Origin of the sequence: Kosakonia sp. LAM2021, assembly GCF_016620385.1 — a bacterium.
GTDB classification, from domain to species: Bacteria; Pseudomonadota; Gammaproteobacteria; order Enterobacterales; family Enterobacteriaceae; genus Kosakonia; species Kosakonia sacchari.
This window is the reverse complement of sequence record NZ_JAENHT010000009.1, coordinates 44,692-59,305: the sequence shown is the minus strand read 5'-3', so window position 1 is coordinate 59,305 and position 14,614 is coordinate 44,692. Positions and strand designations below refer to the sequence as shown.

The 14,614-nt window shown below is 51.0% G+C and carries 12 protein-coding genes and 1 pseudogene; 8 read left to right on the top strand and 5 right to left on the bottom strand.

Annotated features, from left to right (window positions below; all coding sequences use genetic code 11):
• Window positions 1-489: 489 nt before the first annotated feature.
• From JKP81_RS17900 to JKP81_RS17890, 4 genes and pseudogenes are all read left to right on the top strand, one after another.
• Complete coding sequence (locus JKP81_RS17900; RefSeq protein ID WP_200552776.1) at window positions 490-1,023, top strand: glyoxalase superfamily protein; 534 nt, start codon at window positions 490-492, stop codon at window positions 1,021-1,023.
• Between the two features lie 143 nt (window positions 1,024-1,166).
• A pseudogene (locus JKP81_RS23645) lies at window positions 1,167-1,250 on the top strand (hypothetical protein); the annotation flags it as partial.
• Between the two features lie 253 nt (window positions 1,251-1,503).
• Window positions 1,504-2,298: a BPL-N domain-containing protein gene (locus tag JKP81_RS17895; RefSeq protein WP_200552775.1), complete on the top strand. Its 795-nt coding sequence runs from the start codon at window positions 1,504-1,506 to the stop codon at window positions 2,296-2,298.
• A gap of 389 nt (window positions 2,299-2,687) precedes the next feature.
• Entirely contained in the window at window positions 2,688-3,626 is a 939-nt protein-coding gene (locus tag JKP81_RS17890) for an omptin family outer membrane protease (RefSeq protein WP_200552774.1), read from the top strand.
• Window positions 3,627-3,760: 134 nt separating this feature from the next.
• On the opposite strand, the gene manA is transcribed toward JKP81_RS17890, so the two are convergent.
• The 5 genes from manA to JKP81_RS17865 form a co-directional block, all read right to left on the bottom strand.
• The gene (gene manA / locus JKP81_RS17885) at window positions 3,761-4,927 is read right to left on the bottom strand and encodes a mannose-6-phosphate isomerase, class I (protein WP_200552773.1); all 1,167 of its coding nucleotides are present in this window, start codon (window positions 4,925-4,927) and stop codon (window positions 3,761-3,763) included.
• Window positions 4,928-4,931: 4 nt separating this feature from the next.
• On the bottom strand, window positions 4,932-6,332 hold the full coding sequence (locus JKP81_RS17880) for a glycoside hydrolase family 1 protein (RefSeq protein ID WP_200552772.1): 1,401 nt from the start codon (window positions 6,330-6,332) through the stop codon (window positions 4,932-4,934).
• A 45-nt stretch (window positions 6,333-6,377) separates the two neighbouring features.
• On the bottom strand, window positions 6,378-8,573 hold the full coding sequence (locus tag JKP81_RS17875) for a CBM35 domain-containing protein (protein ID WP_200552771.1): 2,196 nt from the start codon (window positions 8,571-8,573) through the stop codon (window positions 6,378-6,380).
• 12 nt (window positions 8,574-8,585) lie between these two features.
• Window positions 8,586-9,929 (bottom strand): carbohydrate porin, encoded by a 1,344-nt coding sequence (locus JKP81_RS17870; protein WP_200552770.1) that lies wholly within the window; start codon window positions 9,927-9,929, stop codon window positions 8,586-8,588.
• Window positions 9,930-10,164: 235 nt separating this feature from the next.
• Window positions 10,165-11,439 (bottom strand): PTS sugar transporter subunit IIC, encoded by a 1,275-nt coding sequence (locus tag JKP81_RS17865; RefSeq protein ID WP_200552769.1) that lies wholly within the window; start codon window positions 11,437-11,439, stop codon window positions 10,165-10,167.
• Window positions 11,440-11,617: 178 nt separating this feature from the next.
• Here JKP81_RS17865 and JKP81_RS17860 point away from each other — a divergent pair, with 178 nt between their 5' ends.
• The 4 genes from JKP81_RS17860 to JKP81_RS17845 are packed head-to-tail and all read left to right on the top strand — an operon-like array spanning window position 11,618 to window position 14,595.
• Window positions 11,618-11,932 (top strand): PTS sugar transporter subunit IIB, encoded by a 315-nt coding sequence (locus JKP81_RS17860; protein WP_200552768.1) that lies wholly within the window; start codon window positions 11,618-11,620, stop codon window positions 11,930-11,932.
• A gap of 10 nt (window positions 11,933-11,942) precedes the next feature.
• Window positions 11,943-13,268: a PTS sugar transporter subunit IIC gene (locus tag JKP81_RS17855; protein WP_200552767.1), complete on the top strand. Its 1,326-nt coding sequence runs from the start codon at window positions 11,943-11,945 to the stop codon at window positions 13,266-13,268.
• A gap of 5 nt (window positions 13,269-13,273) precedes the next feature.
• Entirely contained in the window at window positions 13,274-13,600 is a 327-nt protein-coding gene (locus tag JKP81_RS17850; protein ID WP_370568899.1) for a PTS lactose/cellobiose transporter subunit IIA, read from the top strand.
• Window positions 13,601-13,656: 56 nt separating this feature from the next.
• The gene (locus tag JKP81_RS17845; RefSeq protein ID WP_200552765.1) at window positions 13,657-14,595 is read left to right on the top strand and encodes an ROK family protein; all 939 of its coding nucleotides are present in this window, start codon (window positions 13,657-13,659) and stop codon (window positions 14,593-14,595) included.
• The last annotated feature ends 19 nt before the right edge of the window (window positions 14,596-14,614 follow it).

Below are 14,614 nucleotides of genomic sequence, written 5' to 3'. Positions count from 1 at the left end.
ATTAACCAAAAAAAACAAAAGACGTTCAAAATTATAATTAATGCACCTCATTTAAGTATTGAAATATCGCTATTCGCAATACCATTCCCCCCATCACACAGTCGCCTGTAAACCCCGTTCAAATGAGAAGCGTGTTTATTTTGAGCTTCTCCCGGCTAATCAATCTATCAATATACTTGCAAGGTCTGTACGCTTCTCGCACGAACGCGTCGGCCCTAAGCAGGCGAAAAGCAGACGCGACGCTGGTTACATCACGCATCCATTAATGGTGACTACCTGAATTGGTAGCCGCCTTCCTCATTCGAACCTGAAAACTTGTGGCGTTTCGCGAGCCTGGGTATTCTCATTCAGGGCTCGTGCTGCCCGCCGCTCGCTTCCTGAAAGGAAAAGGTGAAAGCATGTTTGTTCTCAACCTCATTGATTTTAAAACTCTTGATGGTCGGGACGTGGTAATGCGAGCACCACCATTTCCTGACAGCAGGAGAAAATATGTTTTCTATCGAGCAAGCCAAACAAATGGCGGCAAAGTTAAAAACCTCTCTTGAGTTGCGTGAAAATAAGCTTTCTTATTCCACCGCGCTCGAAACGGTTGCACACCAGTTAGGCTTCAAAGACTGGAACACAGCGGCAGCAACGTTGCCCCCGCAGATCTCCCCGTCTGAAATTCAATTCAGTAAACCCATCCCCATCCTGCGAATTTTTGATGTCCGCAAAGCACAGGAGTTCTATCTTGAATTTCTCTCATTCAGCGTTGAGTTTGAACACCGGTTCGAGCCCGGCTTACCGCTGTATATGGGCATTGCCAGAGAAGGGTTGCAGTTACATCTTTCTGAACATCACGGTGACGCCAGCCCGGGCGCGACGATATTTATCCCTTTGAATAATATCGAGCTGTTGAGAAATGAACTCCACGGCAAGCAATATGGATACGGCCGCCCGGAAATCGTGAAGCAAGACTGGGGAGACGTCATGGAAGTCCACGACCCGTTTGGCAACCGGCTGCGCTTCTGTCAACAAAGCTAGTTTGCCCTTCTTAAATAGGGGGGATCGCCACCAGCGCTTTCCCCCTTATTACGCCATTCGTGGATGGCACAAACCTGCCCATCGACAGCACAACCTTTTCGCCATGCGCGATACGCGAACACTGGGTTTCGGACAAATACCCGCGTCTGGAAGGTTCATTTCTCTATTATCCGCACCGCAATGCGCCGCCCGTTCTGCGAGCGGTTATAGAAACGTTGAGAATTTAACGGATAAAGTGGATGTATCGCATGAGGGCTAAACGGTGTCCGCTTTTAGTCCAGCCCTGACGCAGGAAAGCGTTGCGCGAAAGGCAAACGTCTGGGTAGCTATCCAGTTGCAGTGAAAATGACACGACAGGATTAATGATGTTTCAGGCCTGGCAACGAGCTCTTAACGCCAGGTTGCATGTCAATCAGAGAGCACGCGCTAAGTTGCCGTTTTGCCCTTCCCCATTGTCATCTAAAAATTCAGGAATATTTAATGAAATCTGAAGTTCGCCCTTACAGACGCTACCTGAACATTTTTATGCTTACCGCTGTGCTGGTTCTCTTTACGACAGGATATACACCTCTGGCTCACTCTGCAGACAACAAACCTGTGAATATCGCGGTCTACCGGGGGGAAGCGGGTTGCGAGGGCTGCTCAGAAATGGTTGTAAAATCGCTCGTTAATACCGGCCTGAAACTCGCCATCAGCTATATCGGCGAGAACGAAAAGCTCAAATTAAACCGCCAGAACCTGAAGAAGTTTGATTTGTATATTCAGCCCGGAGGCGGACAGGATATTCCTGCGGCTTACAATGCGATAGGTGATGAAGGCGCTGACGCTATCCGGGAATTTGTGCGTTCTGGTAAGGGTTATCTTGGGTTATGTATGGGCGCTTATCTTGCGGACAAAGACTGGATAGGGCTTATTAATGCTCCCCTTGATTCAGAAGCTGGCCGGCCGGGTGCAGAGGCTAATGACGAAGGCGATTACACGCTTTCAGTGAAATGGGGAGGCAAAGAGGAGTCGTTTTACTATCAGGATGGCCCTTATCTGAGTAACAGTACTAAAAGCCCCGGCTATACTCCCATCGCTTATTACCTGAATGGCGACGTTGCAATGGCGGCCTACACCTATGGAACAGGTAAGGTTGTGCTTACCGGACCTCATCCAGAAGCTGATGAAAGCTGGATTGATGCAAGCAAACCCGGGTATATCCCCGCAGAAAGCAAAATGACGCGCCTGCTTAAATATCTGGATCCGAAGAAAGACAAAACGCCAGCGCCGTGAAAACGCGCATCCCTGCCCCGCCGCTGGAAGAGCCGGTATTGGCAATCTGGCCAGCATTGAGCAAAGCGCGGTCGCTGGTAACAAGTTACGCAATGTCGTTCACAGTCTGACGCAGAAAAAGCCAAGCCTTAAATACTTCAGTCTGGAGGGCGCCTGACACTCACAATGACGACTCCGGGAAGGATTAGCAATATCCACTATTTCCACTCAACGGCACCGCTTTTTCATAATCCTCATCAATAGTTCACCGATTCAGAATGAACACAATCTGAACGTCGTTCGTCGAAAATATTTTAAAAAATTACCAAAACTGGCAGTTGATTCCTATTTGTATGACCTTTAGGATTCTCACGCAACTTATTGATTAAATTTGTTTTAGGGAAATAAAAATGAAAAAAAGTAGTGTTGCAGTGATGATGATGGCCGCTCTTTCAGCAGCAGCTTATGCGGATCCTATGCAATATACACCGGATTTATCCCCGGAGAGTGTTACTGTTTCAGCTTCTGCCGGGATGTTGGCCGGAAAATCCCATGAAATGGTCTATGACGAAGTGACAGGGCGTAAGATCAGCCAGCTGGACTGGAAACTTAAAAATGTCGCTATTCTGAAAGGTGACATTTCCTGGAACGCGTACTCTTTTCTGACACTGAACGCACGTGGCTGGACATCTCTGGCATCTGGCTCCGGTCATATGGATGATTACGACTGGCAGAACGCCAGCCAGAGAGACTGGACAGATCACTCCTCACATCCGAGTACGGATGTGAATTATGCCAATGAATACGATCTCAATGTAAAAGGCTGGGTTTTCCAGGACGAAAACTATAAAGCTGGCGTGGTTGCTGGTTATCAGGAAACACGTTTTAGCTGGACGGCGACCGGCGGTTCTTACAACTACGATAACGGCGCGTATACCGGAAACTTCCCGGCAGGCGAGCGTGGCATTGGTTATAGCCAGCGTTTCTCAATGCCGTACATTGGCCTCGCGGGCCAGTATCGTATTAATGACTTTGAATTTAATGCCCTGTTCAAATTCAGTGATTGGGTCAAAGCTCATGACAACGATGAACACTACATGCGTGATCTGACCTTCCGTGAAAAAACGAGCAACTCACGCTATTACGGTGCGTCAATTGATGCCGGCTATTACGTTACGCCGCAAGCCAAAGTCTTTGCCGAATTCACCTATAGCAGCTATGAAGAAGGCAAAGGCGGTACGCAGATTATTGATACCACCAGTGGTCAATCTGCATCTATTGGCGGAGATGCTGCAGGCATTTCCAACAAAAACTATACCATTACCGCTGGTCTGCAATATCGCTTCTAAATCAGCGCTGCGTATATAGTCTTTACAGACACGAAGCCCCTGACGGGGCTTTTTTTATAGAGAAATTTTTCTGAAAACCATTCTGAAAGAGGTTTTAGATAAGGTAGCAGTACTCCATTGATTCGTACCTTAGATCAGGCATAAACACGACATAATGTCCCTGTAATGCTCAGCGTCCAGTCCCGCGTGGAAGCCGGAATAAATGCAGACTTCCCGGCGTAGAGCGTGAGTATTTTGCCGGATGCATGTTCTAATACCGCGTGTCCATCAATGACTAATACGATTTCAGCGCTGGTAGTCTGTATAGCAAGATTATTAGCCTCGCTATATACATCAAAACAGAAATCCTCAACCGGAACATCATAATGCTGCCACCCGACGTGTTTTGCCGGTGCCATCCGTAATTGCTCCTCGCTGATAGGTTCAAAAACGGTACAGGCAACCAACTCTGCAAGGTTTATATTTTTGTCCGTTAACCCTGCTCTCAGTACGTTATCGGAACTGGCCATCACCTCGACGGCCACTCCCTGTACATAGGCATGCAACGTGCCCGGCGAAAGAAACATCGCCTCGCCTGGCTGTAAGGTCAGGCTGTTGAGAAAAAGCGGTGCGAACAGGCCGATATCATCCGGATAATGCTGGCGCAGACGAAAAATAAATGACGCCAGGTTGGCGTCATATAATGCCTCAGCTTCATCGAGCAGGCGTGTTAATGCTTTCTGCTTTTCATCCTGCGGCAGTTGCATCAACGTGACAAAAAAAGCCTGCATCGTTTCCGCGCAAGGGTGTAACGCTAATAGGTTTAACACCGCCTCCAGCGAAGAAATATTCAGCTTTTTAAAATTGCGTACAATTTCAGTCGGCTGGCGAAACCCATTCATCGCCATAAACGGCGTAATGGCATACACCAGCTCCGGTTTATGGTTGTCGTCGTTATAATCTGGCGGATTATTTTGCTGACGATGGAAACCCGCCTGCGCCTGCGCTTTTTGTGGATGTACCTGAATCGACAGCGCACGTTCCGCAGCAAGGATCTTCAGCAAATATGGCAAATCACCGAATTGCTCCGCTATTCGACGGCCAAGCATAGCCGTTTTATCCCCGGCAATCAGTTCCGCCAGAGAACAGGAACCGTCTTCATCACCAACCTGAGAAATACCGGCCGGATGTACGCCCATCCACAGCTCTGCCTGCGGTTGATCATCCGGGTTAGGGATCTTAAAACGCTGGTTAAGCGCCGAGTAGCTTCCCCACGGGTAGTTTTTCACTTCATTTACCAGCGGATAAAAATAGTGGCGCATAAGGTCACTCCTCCGTGGTGAAATGGTTGGTTTGCGCCAGCGATGCAAACCATAATCCATTGCGCTTGATATGCCGCTCGCCGGTTTGCAGATCGAGGCGATAAAAACCGTAGCGACGCTTGAATGAATTAATCCATGACCAGTTATCAATAAATGTCCATTGATGGACGCCAAAACAATTCGCACCATCGGCAATGGCCCGATGTAACTGGATTAAATGTTCCTGCATCAAGCCAATGCGGAAACTGTCATCAATCACACCGTCGGCCTGCACTGGCCCTTCGGATTCCAGATCCATGGCAATACCAATTTCCGCCAGATACCACTTAATGTTGCCGTAATTGTCGCGGATATTCGCGGCGATGTCGTAAATCGCCTGCGGCAGAATTTCGTTGTTATCACGGTAAGGGTTAAAACGCCCGTGCGGATTAACATAGTTTTCGAAATAAAATTCTGGCGTGAAGTAATCGAGCGTATAGTCGCTTTCCCGCGCTTTTACGCGCCGGGGCACGTAATAGTTCACCCCGAGAAAATCGATGCGCGATGAGGTAATCAGGTCAACATCCGCTTTAGCGACTTCCGGCAGGCATTTGTTGGCCGCCAGAATTTCGCATAACGCTTTCGGGAATTCATGTTTAACCAGCGGATCGAGAAAGCTGCGGTTAAACAATAAATCGGCATACTCGGCTGCTTTTTTATCTTCCTCTGAATCATTACGAGTGTAGGACGGCGTCAGGTTCAGCACCACGCCAATCTCGCCGTCCAGCGCCAGTTCACGGTATGCCTGAACCGTTTTCGCATGCGCCAGCATGATATTAAAAGCCACCTGTGCCGCCAGCTTGCCGTCTTTTTTACACGGATAATGGAAATCGTACAGATATCCCCCTTCAACCGGCACAATCGGCTCGTTAAAGGTGATCCAGTACTTCACTTTATGACCAAACAAACTGAACGCCGTGCGCGCAAAGCGGGCAAACAACTCCACTACATGCGCCGATTCGAAACCGCCGTACTTTTTCTGCAGCACTTCGGGCATATCAAAGTGATACAGGTTGATCATCGGTTCAATGCCACTGGCGATCATCTCATCGAAATAGGCATGATAAAAACGCACGGCATCTGCATCCGGCTCGCCCGTTTCAAAATCGGCGATCAGGCGCGTCCACTGAATCGACGTGCGAAATGAGTTGAAGCCGAGTGACTTCATCAGCGCAACATCCTGCGGATATTTACGATAGGTTTCGCATACGGTTTGCGGCCCCGTTTGCTGAAAAAAACGTTCCGGCTGTTCAGCGAACCAGCTATCCCAGATGGAACGATGGGGTTTCCCCTCTACGCCTTCCGTTTGCGGTCCGGATGCCGCCGCACCCCATAAAAAACCTGCCGGGAATGAATACCGGGTCATAACGCCTCCTTGAAAAAGCTGCGCCGATACGGCGCAGCGAAATGGTTATTCGGTGGTGACTTCAATAGATTTGATAAACAGATAGCCCCAGTCGCCGGGAAACTTGCCGAAGCTGATGGTATTTGTCCCCGCTTTCAGCGTGACCGGAACAACTAATTGCTGGCCTTTTTCATCGGTCTGAGGGAATTCCACCGGGATCGGCGTGCCACCATTCACCACGAACGAATTCTTTTTAGCGCCCCATTTGCCGTTGAATGTCACCCGCAACGCAAACTGCCCTTCCCAGGGGACATTCACCTGCCAGTTAACGCTATCGCCTTCATTGGCGAACGGGCCAAGAAAGCCGTCATCACCAATGGCAAGCTGATTCTCACTGGCTTTCGCCACCGTCAGTTTGCCTTTGCTGACATCCAGCACGCCGCCGCCAAACGTACAGAAGTCGGCAGGGGTTTTACCGGTGGCTTTCTTCACCGTGACGCGGACTGTTTTGCTGCTGCTGAGCAGCCCATCATCGGCGGTAAAGGTCAGCGCATAGGTGCCGGGTGCGGAGAACCATGCCCGCGTTTCAGCTTTCGTCGCGCCGCAAATATGCGCATTGTTGCTGTTGTTCGTGCTCCAGCGTTGCGCCACGTTGCGATCGGGAAGGTTGTCGTCCGTCCAGACGGCTTTCAGCGGTACACCTTTGTCCAGCGTGGTGGTGAGCGGCTCACTCACTGACACCACCGGCGCGTTGTTCTGCTGGTGATGCTGCACACTGATCACATTCGACGGCGCTGACGCCCCACTTTCGTTTTTGGCGATCACGCGGTAGTAATAGGTTTTCCCTAATTGCAGGCTGCGATAATCATCGCGGAACAGATCCATCGTCGCCGGATCCCACTCGTTTACGCCGTCTGAGATATCTTTACCGGCAAGTGTCCACGGGCCGGTGGCTGACGTGGCGCGTTCAACATCGTAGTAACGCCCGACCGGCGATCCCATCCAGTTGATGGCAAAAGGTGAGTCGGTTTCCCGCAGGCGCGGCGCATCCGGCACCGGTAACGGTTGAACCTTATCTGAACCGGCAAGTTGCGCAGATGCCTTGCGTACCAGATCCACCACCGCCATTTCCTGGTTGGCTTTGCCTTCTACCGGGAAACCTGGCAGATGGTAGCTGTAGTGGCCGGTGAACTCTTTGTGCCAGTAAAACCCGCCGTCATGGCGATGACCGCGAAAACCCCAGATAAAACCGCCGGCGGCCTGCGCGCCATTGACTTCGCTGTGCACTATCGACTGCATGATGTCGTTAAGCTGTGCCTGATCGAGCAGGCCGAACTCCCCGACCAGATACGCCTTTTTACCGCCTATCGCTTGCAGATCTTTGTGTACTTGATCGGGGTGGTTATTCCCGGCGTTGGTGTAGTAATGGTTGCTGACGATATCGATATTCGGATCGCTCAGTGCAAAGGCATTTATCTTCTTATAGGTGCCATCAATAATGAGCTGATGCGGTGCCCATTTGCGGATCCACGCCGCCGTTTGCTTGAGGAATTCCGCATTGGTATCTTCCAGCTCATTGCCCGTTTCCCAGGCCATAATCGCTTTTTCATCAAAGTAGGTACGCCCGGTTACCGTATTAGTGCGGGTGATCACCTGACGAATCACATCCAGATAGGCTTTAAAGGTTTTACTGTCAGTACGGTAAAAATCTTCTGGTTTTTCATGATAGAACGCGGCCAGTTGCTCGCGACCGCCCCACCACCACCAGTGGTCGATAAAGGGCAGGATCAGACGCAGCCCCTGCTTATCCGCTTCCGCTATCATGTTGTCATAGACTTTCATCGCCTCTTCATTCAACTGCGGCATTCCGTCTGGCGTTGCGGGTGCCAGGATATGCGTGGCGCGTCCGCAGGCAGCGTCATTTTCCTGCTGAACGGAGAGGACATAGACACGCTGGGCCTTCGCGCCGGTTTGCACCATCGCGCGGATCCAGTTCGCCTGCTCGTCGGCGGTTGGCCATTTGAAATATTGCCCCCAGCCGCGCGGATCGGCTTTGCAGACACCACGCGCATCATCTTCAATGCGGTGCAGTTCCGGAGCGTGAATACCGGCAAAACGGAAAACAGTGTTGCCATCCAGCAGTTGCGCACCCTGACGGGTGATGAAATGTTCGAAATGCGACTGCTCCGCCGCCATCGCACTTGCGCTTGTCAGGGCGGAGAGCATCGATAGCAGTAATACTTTACGCATCGGTTTATACATCGTCGTCTCTCCTTAGAACCACACTTCAGCCTGGACGCCGAAGTTCACTGTGTCGGTGCTACCACTGCGGCTGTAACCACCGGCTGAAATGGTGTTGGTGTCCCAGTTGTAGTTGCCGTCCAGCGCATCGGACACCCCTTTATCCCATTTCGCGTAGGTCACGAAGAAGCGCAACTGCGGGCGGCTCCAGAAACCGGAGTCGAAAGTCAGAGTGGGCGCGATGGTCACTTTCGTCAGCCCGCCTTTTCCTTTACCATTCACGCCCTTGTAGTTCTCATCGTCCAGGTACTCATAACCGACTTCATACTGCATGGCGAAGTTTTTGGTTATCTGGTGATACGGACGAATACCAGCTACCCAGCTCGTGCGCCCCCAGCCGTCTGCGTCACTTGTCCACCAGCGGTAATTTTTATCTTTCTGATAGTAGGCAAAGGTTGAGATATCCACGTTTCCCAGTGACGCCATGCTGTCGAGCACCACGCGCCACGACTGCGTATCTTCTGTATTTGCCCAGCCCCAGCCGTTTTTACCCAGCGAATCGCCCGCCGCCAGCCCGCGGCCATACTGCATAACCAGTTTGGAATAACCGCCTGTCAGCCCCCAGAAGCCATCAAAATTGTAGACGCCGGTAATGCCATAGCCTTTTTCCGCGGCGGTTGGGTGGTTTTCATTGCGGTTCATGCGATGACCGATAAATTCCAGATCCAGCCCCGTGCCGCCAATTTTCTTGAACCATAAATTGAGTGAGTAATCATCCGGATAACCCTGATCCCCCTTATCCACCGGGTAAGCCTTGGTTTCATCGGTCGGTGAGAAGGCATAAACGCCGGCGTCAAAGCGGGCGAAGCCGAGATCCATATTGTCGAAACCGCCGCCGGTACCGTTGTACTGAATGTATTCCCAGTCGAACTGGTGGCTGGAGGTGTTAGAGCTGCTGTAGCGTTTACCGCCCCAGAACGTGATTTCCGGGGCAAAGTCGAGATTGCTCAGCTCGACGAAACCTTCACGGAATTGCACATCGTGCCCGTCGTCGTCACGGCAGTTCCAGTCAGATGTACATTTGCTCTGATGCGTGATGTTGGCCTGAATTTTTGCCACTGCACCGGAGGCGGCTTTAAGGGTAACTTGCGGAATTAATTCAATTTTTGTGTCGTCTTCATTGCCCAGACGCCATTTGCCGTCAGGCATCAATCCCACGGAATCAACACGGTTGCCATCGGAGTTCGCCAGGATGCCGGAGCGAATGTAGCCATGCAGCGTGAAATCATAGGACTTGACCTCATCCGCCAGCGCAACGCCGCTGAGCGCAGCATTAATGAGTAAGGCAAGAGGTAATAATCGGTTCAATCTGTTCATAATTTCCCTTGTTCTTTTTTTAAATGAAAGCGCGTCGGTTTGGCGCGAGTGGAAATTTACGGATCAAAAAAGGAAAAGTACATCCACAAAAGGAAAGCGCTTTCCATAATTGCCGGATCAAATCACAAATTCGACAATAACGGCGATAAAATCGTGATAAAAGTCACATAAATTGCAGCAGGAAATAAAAAAGCCAGCGCAATGCTGGCGCTGGCCGGGGAAACAACGTGAGGATTTACCTGTTTTCCGTCTCCAGCAACTGGCGTTCATAAACCCTGAAGAAAGGCCGGTAGATCATCCATGAATTGAAGAAAGCGAACAGGCACATAAACATGTTTTTCCAGCTCCCATTTGCCGACCAGGCCGCGCCCAGCGGCGCAGGCATCGACCAGGGCAGCATCGCCACAGCGCGATCCAGCACGCCCAGATGCGTTAAATACCAGGCAATGCAGGCGTTGATGACCGGTACAAAAATAAAGGGGATTAAAAAAATCGGGTTAAGGATCACGGGGAAGCCAAATAAAATCGGCTCGTTGATATTAAACAGCGAAGGAATGAGACCAATTTTGCCGACGCTTTTCAGTTGCCGGGAACGGCTACGCAGCGCCATAAAAATCAGCGGTAACGTTGAGCCGATACCGCCAATCAGCAGATAAAAATCCCAGAAACCTTGCAGATAAATATGCGGAAGCCTTACCTCCCCGCTGGCCAGTGCCTGCTGGTTTTCAAACAGATAAGTCATCCAGAAAGGATTCATAATGCCGGTAATAATCAGCGCGCCGTGGATACCAACAAACCAGAGTAAATTACAAATAATCAATGAGATAAGAATGGCCGTCAGCGTATCCGACGCAATTATCAACGGGCGAAAGGCCTCGCTGATCAAATTCGGCAGGATCATGCCAGTGGTCAGTTTTAAGGTGGTATTCACTACCGTTATCGACAGCATGACCACCAGCAACGGCACCAGCAACTGAAAGCCATTGCGCGTCATTACCGGCACTTCATCCGGCAGGCGGATATACCAGCCTTTACGATAGAAAAAACGAATCACTTCAATGCCGTAAAAACTCGATATCAGGGCGCTAAAAATCCCCAGACCGCCGAGAAACAGATTACTTCCGTCGGTGGTTTTAAAACCGATAAATACCAGAAATGAGAGACACCCCGTCAACCCGGAGAGCCTTTCCGGTAGCTGATATTGCTTGGCCAGACTGGCACTGGCACCAAAAGCAATGATCAACGCCACCAGCCCAATCGTCAGCTCGAACGTGGGTAATAACATCGGGCGAATAAGTTGATAGTAGCCGCCAAACCAGGAAAAAGGATTGATGGAAACGGGCGGAAATATCAGTGGCACCATCAGGCTGCCGACGATCACGAAAGGCATAGCTAACGCAAAGCTGTCGCGCATTGCGGTGATGTGCTGGCTGCGCGTGAGCAGGTTGGCGAAGGGGGTAATGCGCTGCTCGATCAGCACGACAGCTACATTCATAAACTGAATGTTCATGATGAAACCTATTTAAGCCATGAAGTCGCAGGATCATCGCTTACATCGATCCAAAGTGAAAGCTGCAAACTGGTGATCGTGCTCACATTAAATGCATCCACAAACGGAAAGCGCTTTCCGTTTTGAATCCATAAATCTATAGTGCGCCCATTCTCGTCACTCAGTCAGGAGTCTGTTCATGAAAAAAATCATGCTTTGTTGTTCCGCTGGCATGTCGACCAGCTTGCTGGTGAAAAAAATGGTCGAAGAGGCGGAAAAGCGCGCTCTGGATGTTGATATCAAAGCCTTTGGCGTCGCGGAGTTTGAGCAACAGGTGGGCAATTATGAAGTGGTTCTTCTTGGCCCGCAGGTGAAGTACATGCAGAAGGATCTGCAAAGCAAGGCGAATGCTTACGGCATCCGCGTGGAGCCCATCAACATGATGGATTACGGCATGCAAAAGGGTGCGGCAGTTTTAGATTTTGCCCTTTCACTTATCGACAATAAAAAATAAGGGACACGCCATGAGTTCTCTGTACTCGAAATTGATCGCTGTGATTGAGCAAAAAATCACACCGCTGGCCGGCGCTGTCGGCCAGCAGAAATACGTAACCTCCATTCGCGACGGTTTTATCCTTGCGTTGCCGTTTATGATTGTCGGCTCTTTCATGCTGGTGTTTATTTTCCCGCCTTTCTCTCCGGATACCAGTTGGGGATTTGCGCGCGCGTGGCTGCAATTCTCGCTCGATCACCGCGCCAATCTGATGCTGCCGTACTATTTCAGCATGGGCATCATGACGATATTTATCTCCGTTGGTGTCGCCGCGAGCCTCGCGCGGCACCACGCGCTGGATCCGCTGACGTCCGGCATGTTATCGCTGATGGGGTTTTTACTGATCGCCGCGCCGCTAAAAGATGGGCAAATATCGACAGCGTATTTTTCCGGTCAGGGGATCTTTACCGCGCTGCTGGTCGCTATCTACACCACCGAGCTGTACGCCTTGCTACGCCGCAACAATATTACTATTCGTCTGCCGCCTGAAGTGCCGACCGGGGTGGCCCGTTCATTCGAAATCCTGATTCCGGTGCTGGCGGTGGTTCTGACGCTGCACCCGCTAAACCTGATTATTGAAGCGCAGTTCGGCATGATCATTCCGGAAGCAATTATGTCGCTGGTAAAACCGCTGGTCGCCGCGTCGGATACATTACCGGCGATTCTGCTCTCCGTGCTGGTGTGCCAGATCCTGTGGTTTGCCGGTATTCATGGCGCACTGATCGTCACCGGTATTATGAACCCCTTCTGGATGGCAAACCTCTCCGTCAACCAGGCCGCTATTGCCGCCGGCACCGCCATTCCACATATTTATGTTCAGGGATTCTGGGATCACTATCTGCTGATTGGCGGCGTGGGCTCAACGCTGCCCCTGGCGCTGCTGTTGATTCGCAGTAAAGCCGTGCACCTGCGCACCATCGGCCGGATGGGCATTGTACCGGGCATGTTCAACATCAATGAACCGATCCTGTTTGGTGCACCGATCATTATGAACCCGCTGTTCTTTATTCCGTTTGTACTGGTGCCAATGGTCAACGCCACGCTGGCGTACTTCGCGCTCGACTTTGGGCTGGTCGCCAGGGTGGTCTCGATGACGCCGTGGACAACCCCTGCTCCGATCGGCGCCTCCTGGGCGGCAAACTGGGCTTTCAGCCCGGTGATTATGTGCCTGATTTGTATGGCCACTGCCACCCTGATGTATTACCCGTTCTTTAAAGCCTACGAAAAGCAGCTGCTTGAACAAGACACGGCTGAAAACCAACCAGCCAGCCGCGTAGGCCAGTCTGAAACTGCATAAATGTAATCACCGAGTCAGAGGATGTTATGGAATTAGAAGAGCAAGTCATGGGCATTATCATCAATGCCGGACAGTCACGAAGCTTATGTTACGAAGCGCTGCACAGCGCGAAAGCGGGAAATTTTGCCGATGCGGATGAGAAGATGCAGCAGGCACAACATTTCGCCCGCGAAGCCCACCTGGTGCAGACCCAGCTTATTGAAGCTGATGAAGGTGAAGGTAAAACCCAAATGACGCTGGTGATGGTGCATGCGCAGGATCACCTGATGACCTCAATCCTCGCCAAAGAGCTGGTTACTGAACTGATTGAAATTTACCGCACCCGCCACTGAGTGGCGTGGCATTGAAGAGAGGCGCTGCCTCTCTTCTTTTTGACTGGAGAATTACGATGCTTCATCTTGGCCTCGATATTGGCGGCACGAAAATAGAGGCAGTATTGCTGGATAAAGAGGGCAATATTCATTTTCGTGAGCGCCGACCAACTTATAAGGCAGATTACCCGGGCTTTCTCGATCATCTTATCGACATGATTGAGCACGTCAGAAACGCACAGCACCGCGAATTTACCCTTGGCATTGGGCTGCCTGGTGCAATAGATCCCGGCACAGAGCTTATTAAAAACTGTAATTGTCTGGTGCTGAATGGCGAAAATTTAGCCCAGGATCTGACGCTTCGCCTCGGTCAGCAGGTGTTTCTGGCGAATGATGCCGACTGCTTTACCCTCTCCGAAGCCATTGACGGCGCAGGTAAGGGATATGGCACCGTCTTTGGCGTGATTGTCGGCACCGGATGCGGCGGTGGCGTGGTGGTGAATGGCCAATTACTTAGCGGCCCCAATGCCATTGCCGGTGAATGGGGTCATAATCCGCTACCTGGCTGGACGGCGGCAAAAGATGGCCCTGTTCAACACTGCTATTGCCTGCATGAAAACTGCATTGAAAGCTATATATCGGGCACCGGTTTTAGCCGCCGTTTCAATATGAAACATGGAACACAATTAAGTACTGAATCTATTATTGCCGCCGCAGAAGCGGGGGATACGTCGGCGTTTGCTCACTATCAGCATTTTATCGATGCTTTTGCGCGAAGCATTGCCAGCGTCATTAATACCCTTGATCCCCACGCGATTGTGATTGGCGGCGGGCTTTCTAATGTTGAATCTCTATACCGCGATCTGCCTGTTGCTGTCGGGAAGTACATTTTCTCTCCAACCTGCCGCACCGCCATGATGAAAGCAAAATTTGGTGATGCCAGTGGTGTGCGCGGAGCAGCCTGGTTGCCGGTAATGCGCTCAGCGCTTGCCGGGAAGGCGACACAGACGGCGTAAGTCACTAATACCTGTCTGC

What these genes read in the sequence shown, in the direction of transcription:
- JKP81_RS17855 (WP_200552767.1), top strand. Translation starts at nt 11,943, where the DNA reads ATGAGTTCTCTGTACTCGAAATTGATCGCTGTGATTGAGCAAAAAATC.
- JKP81_RS17890 (WP_200552774.1), top strand. Translation starts at nt 2,688, where the DNA reads ATGAAAAAAAGTAGTGTTGCAGTGATGATGATGGCCGCTCTTTCAGCA.
- JKP81_RS17875 (WP_200552771.1), bottom strand. Translation starts at nt 8,573, where the DNA reads ATGTATAAACCGATGCGTAAAGTATTACTGCTATCGATGCTCTCCGCC.
- JKP81_RS17860 (WP_200552768.1), top strand. Translation starts at nt 11,618, where the DNA reads ATGAAAAAAATCATGCTTTGTTGTTCCGCTGGCATGTCGACCAGCTTG.
- JKP81_RS17870 (WP_200552770.1), bottom strand. Translation starts at nt 9,929, where the DNA reads ATGAACAGATTGAACCGATTATTACCTCTTGCCTTACTCATTAATGCT.
- JKP81_RS17845 (WP_200552765.1), top strand. Translation starts at nt 13,657, where the DNA reads ATGCTTCATCTTGGCCTCGATATTGGCGGCACGAAAATAGAGGCAGTA.
- JKP81_RS17895 (WP_200552775.1), top strand. Translation starts at nt 1,504, where the DNA reads ATGAAATCTGAAGTTCGCCCTTACAGACGCTACCTGAACATTTTTATG.
- JKP81_RS17880 (WP_200552772.1), bottom strand. Translation starts at nt 6,332, where the DNA reads ATGACCCGGTATTCATTCCCGGCAGGTTTTTTATGGGGTGCGGCGGCA.
- manA (WP_200552773.1), bottom strand. Translation starts at nt 4,927, where the DNA reads ATGCGCCACTATTTTTATCCGCTGGTAAATGAAGTGAAAAACTACCCG.
- JKP81_RS17900 (WP_200552776.1), top strand. Translation starts at nt 490, where the DNA reads ATGTTTTCTATCGAGCAAGCCAAACAAATGGCGGCAAAGTTAAAAACC.
- JKP81_RS17865 (WP_200552769.1), bottom strand. Translation starts at nt 11,439, where the DNA reads ATGAACATTCAGTTTATGAATGTAGCTGTCGTGCTGATCGAGCAGCGC.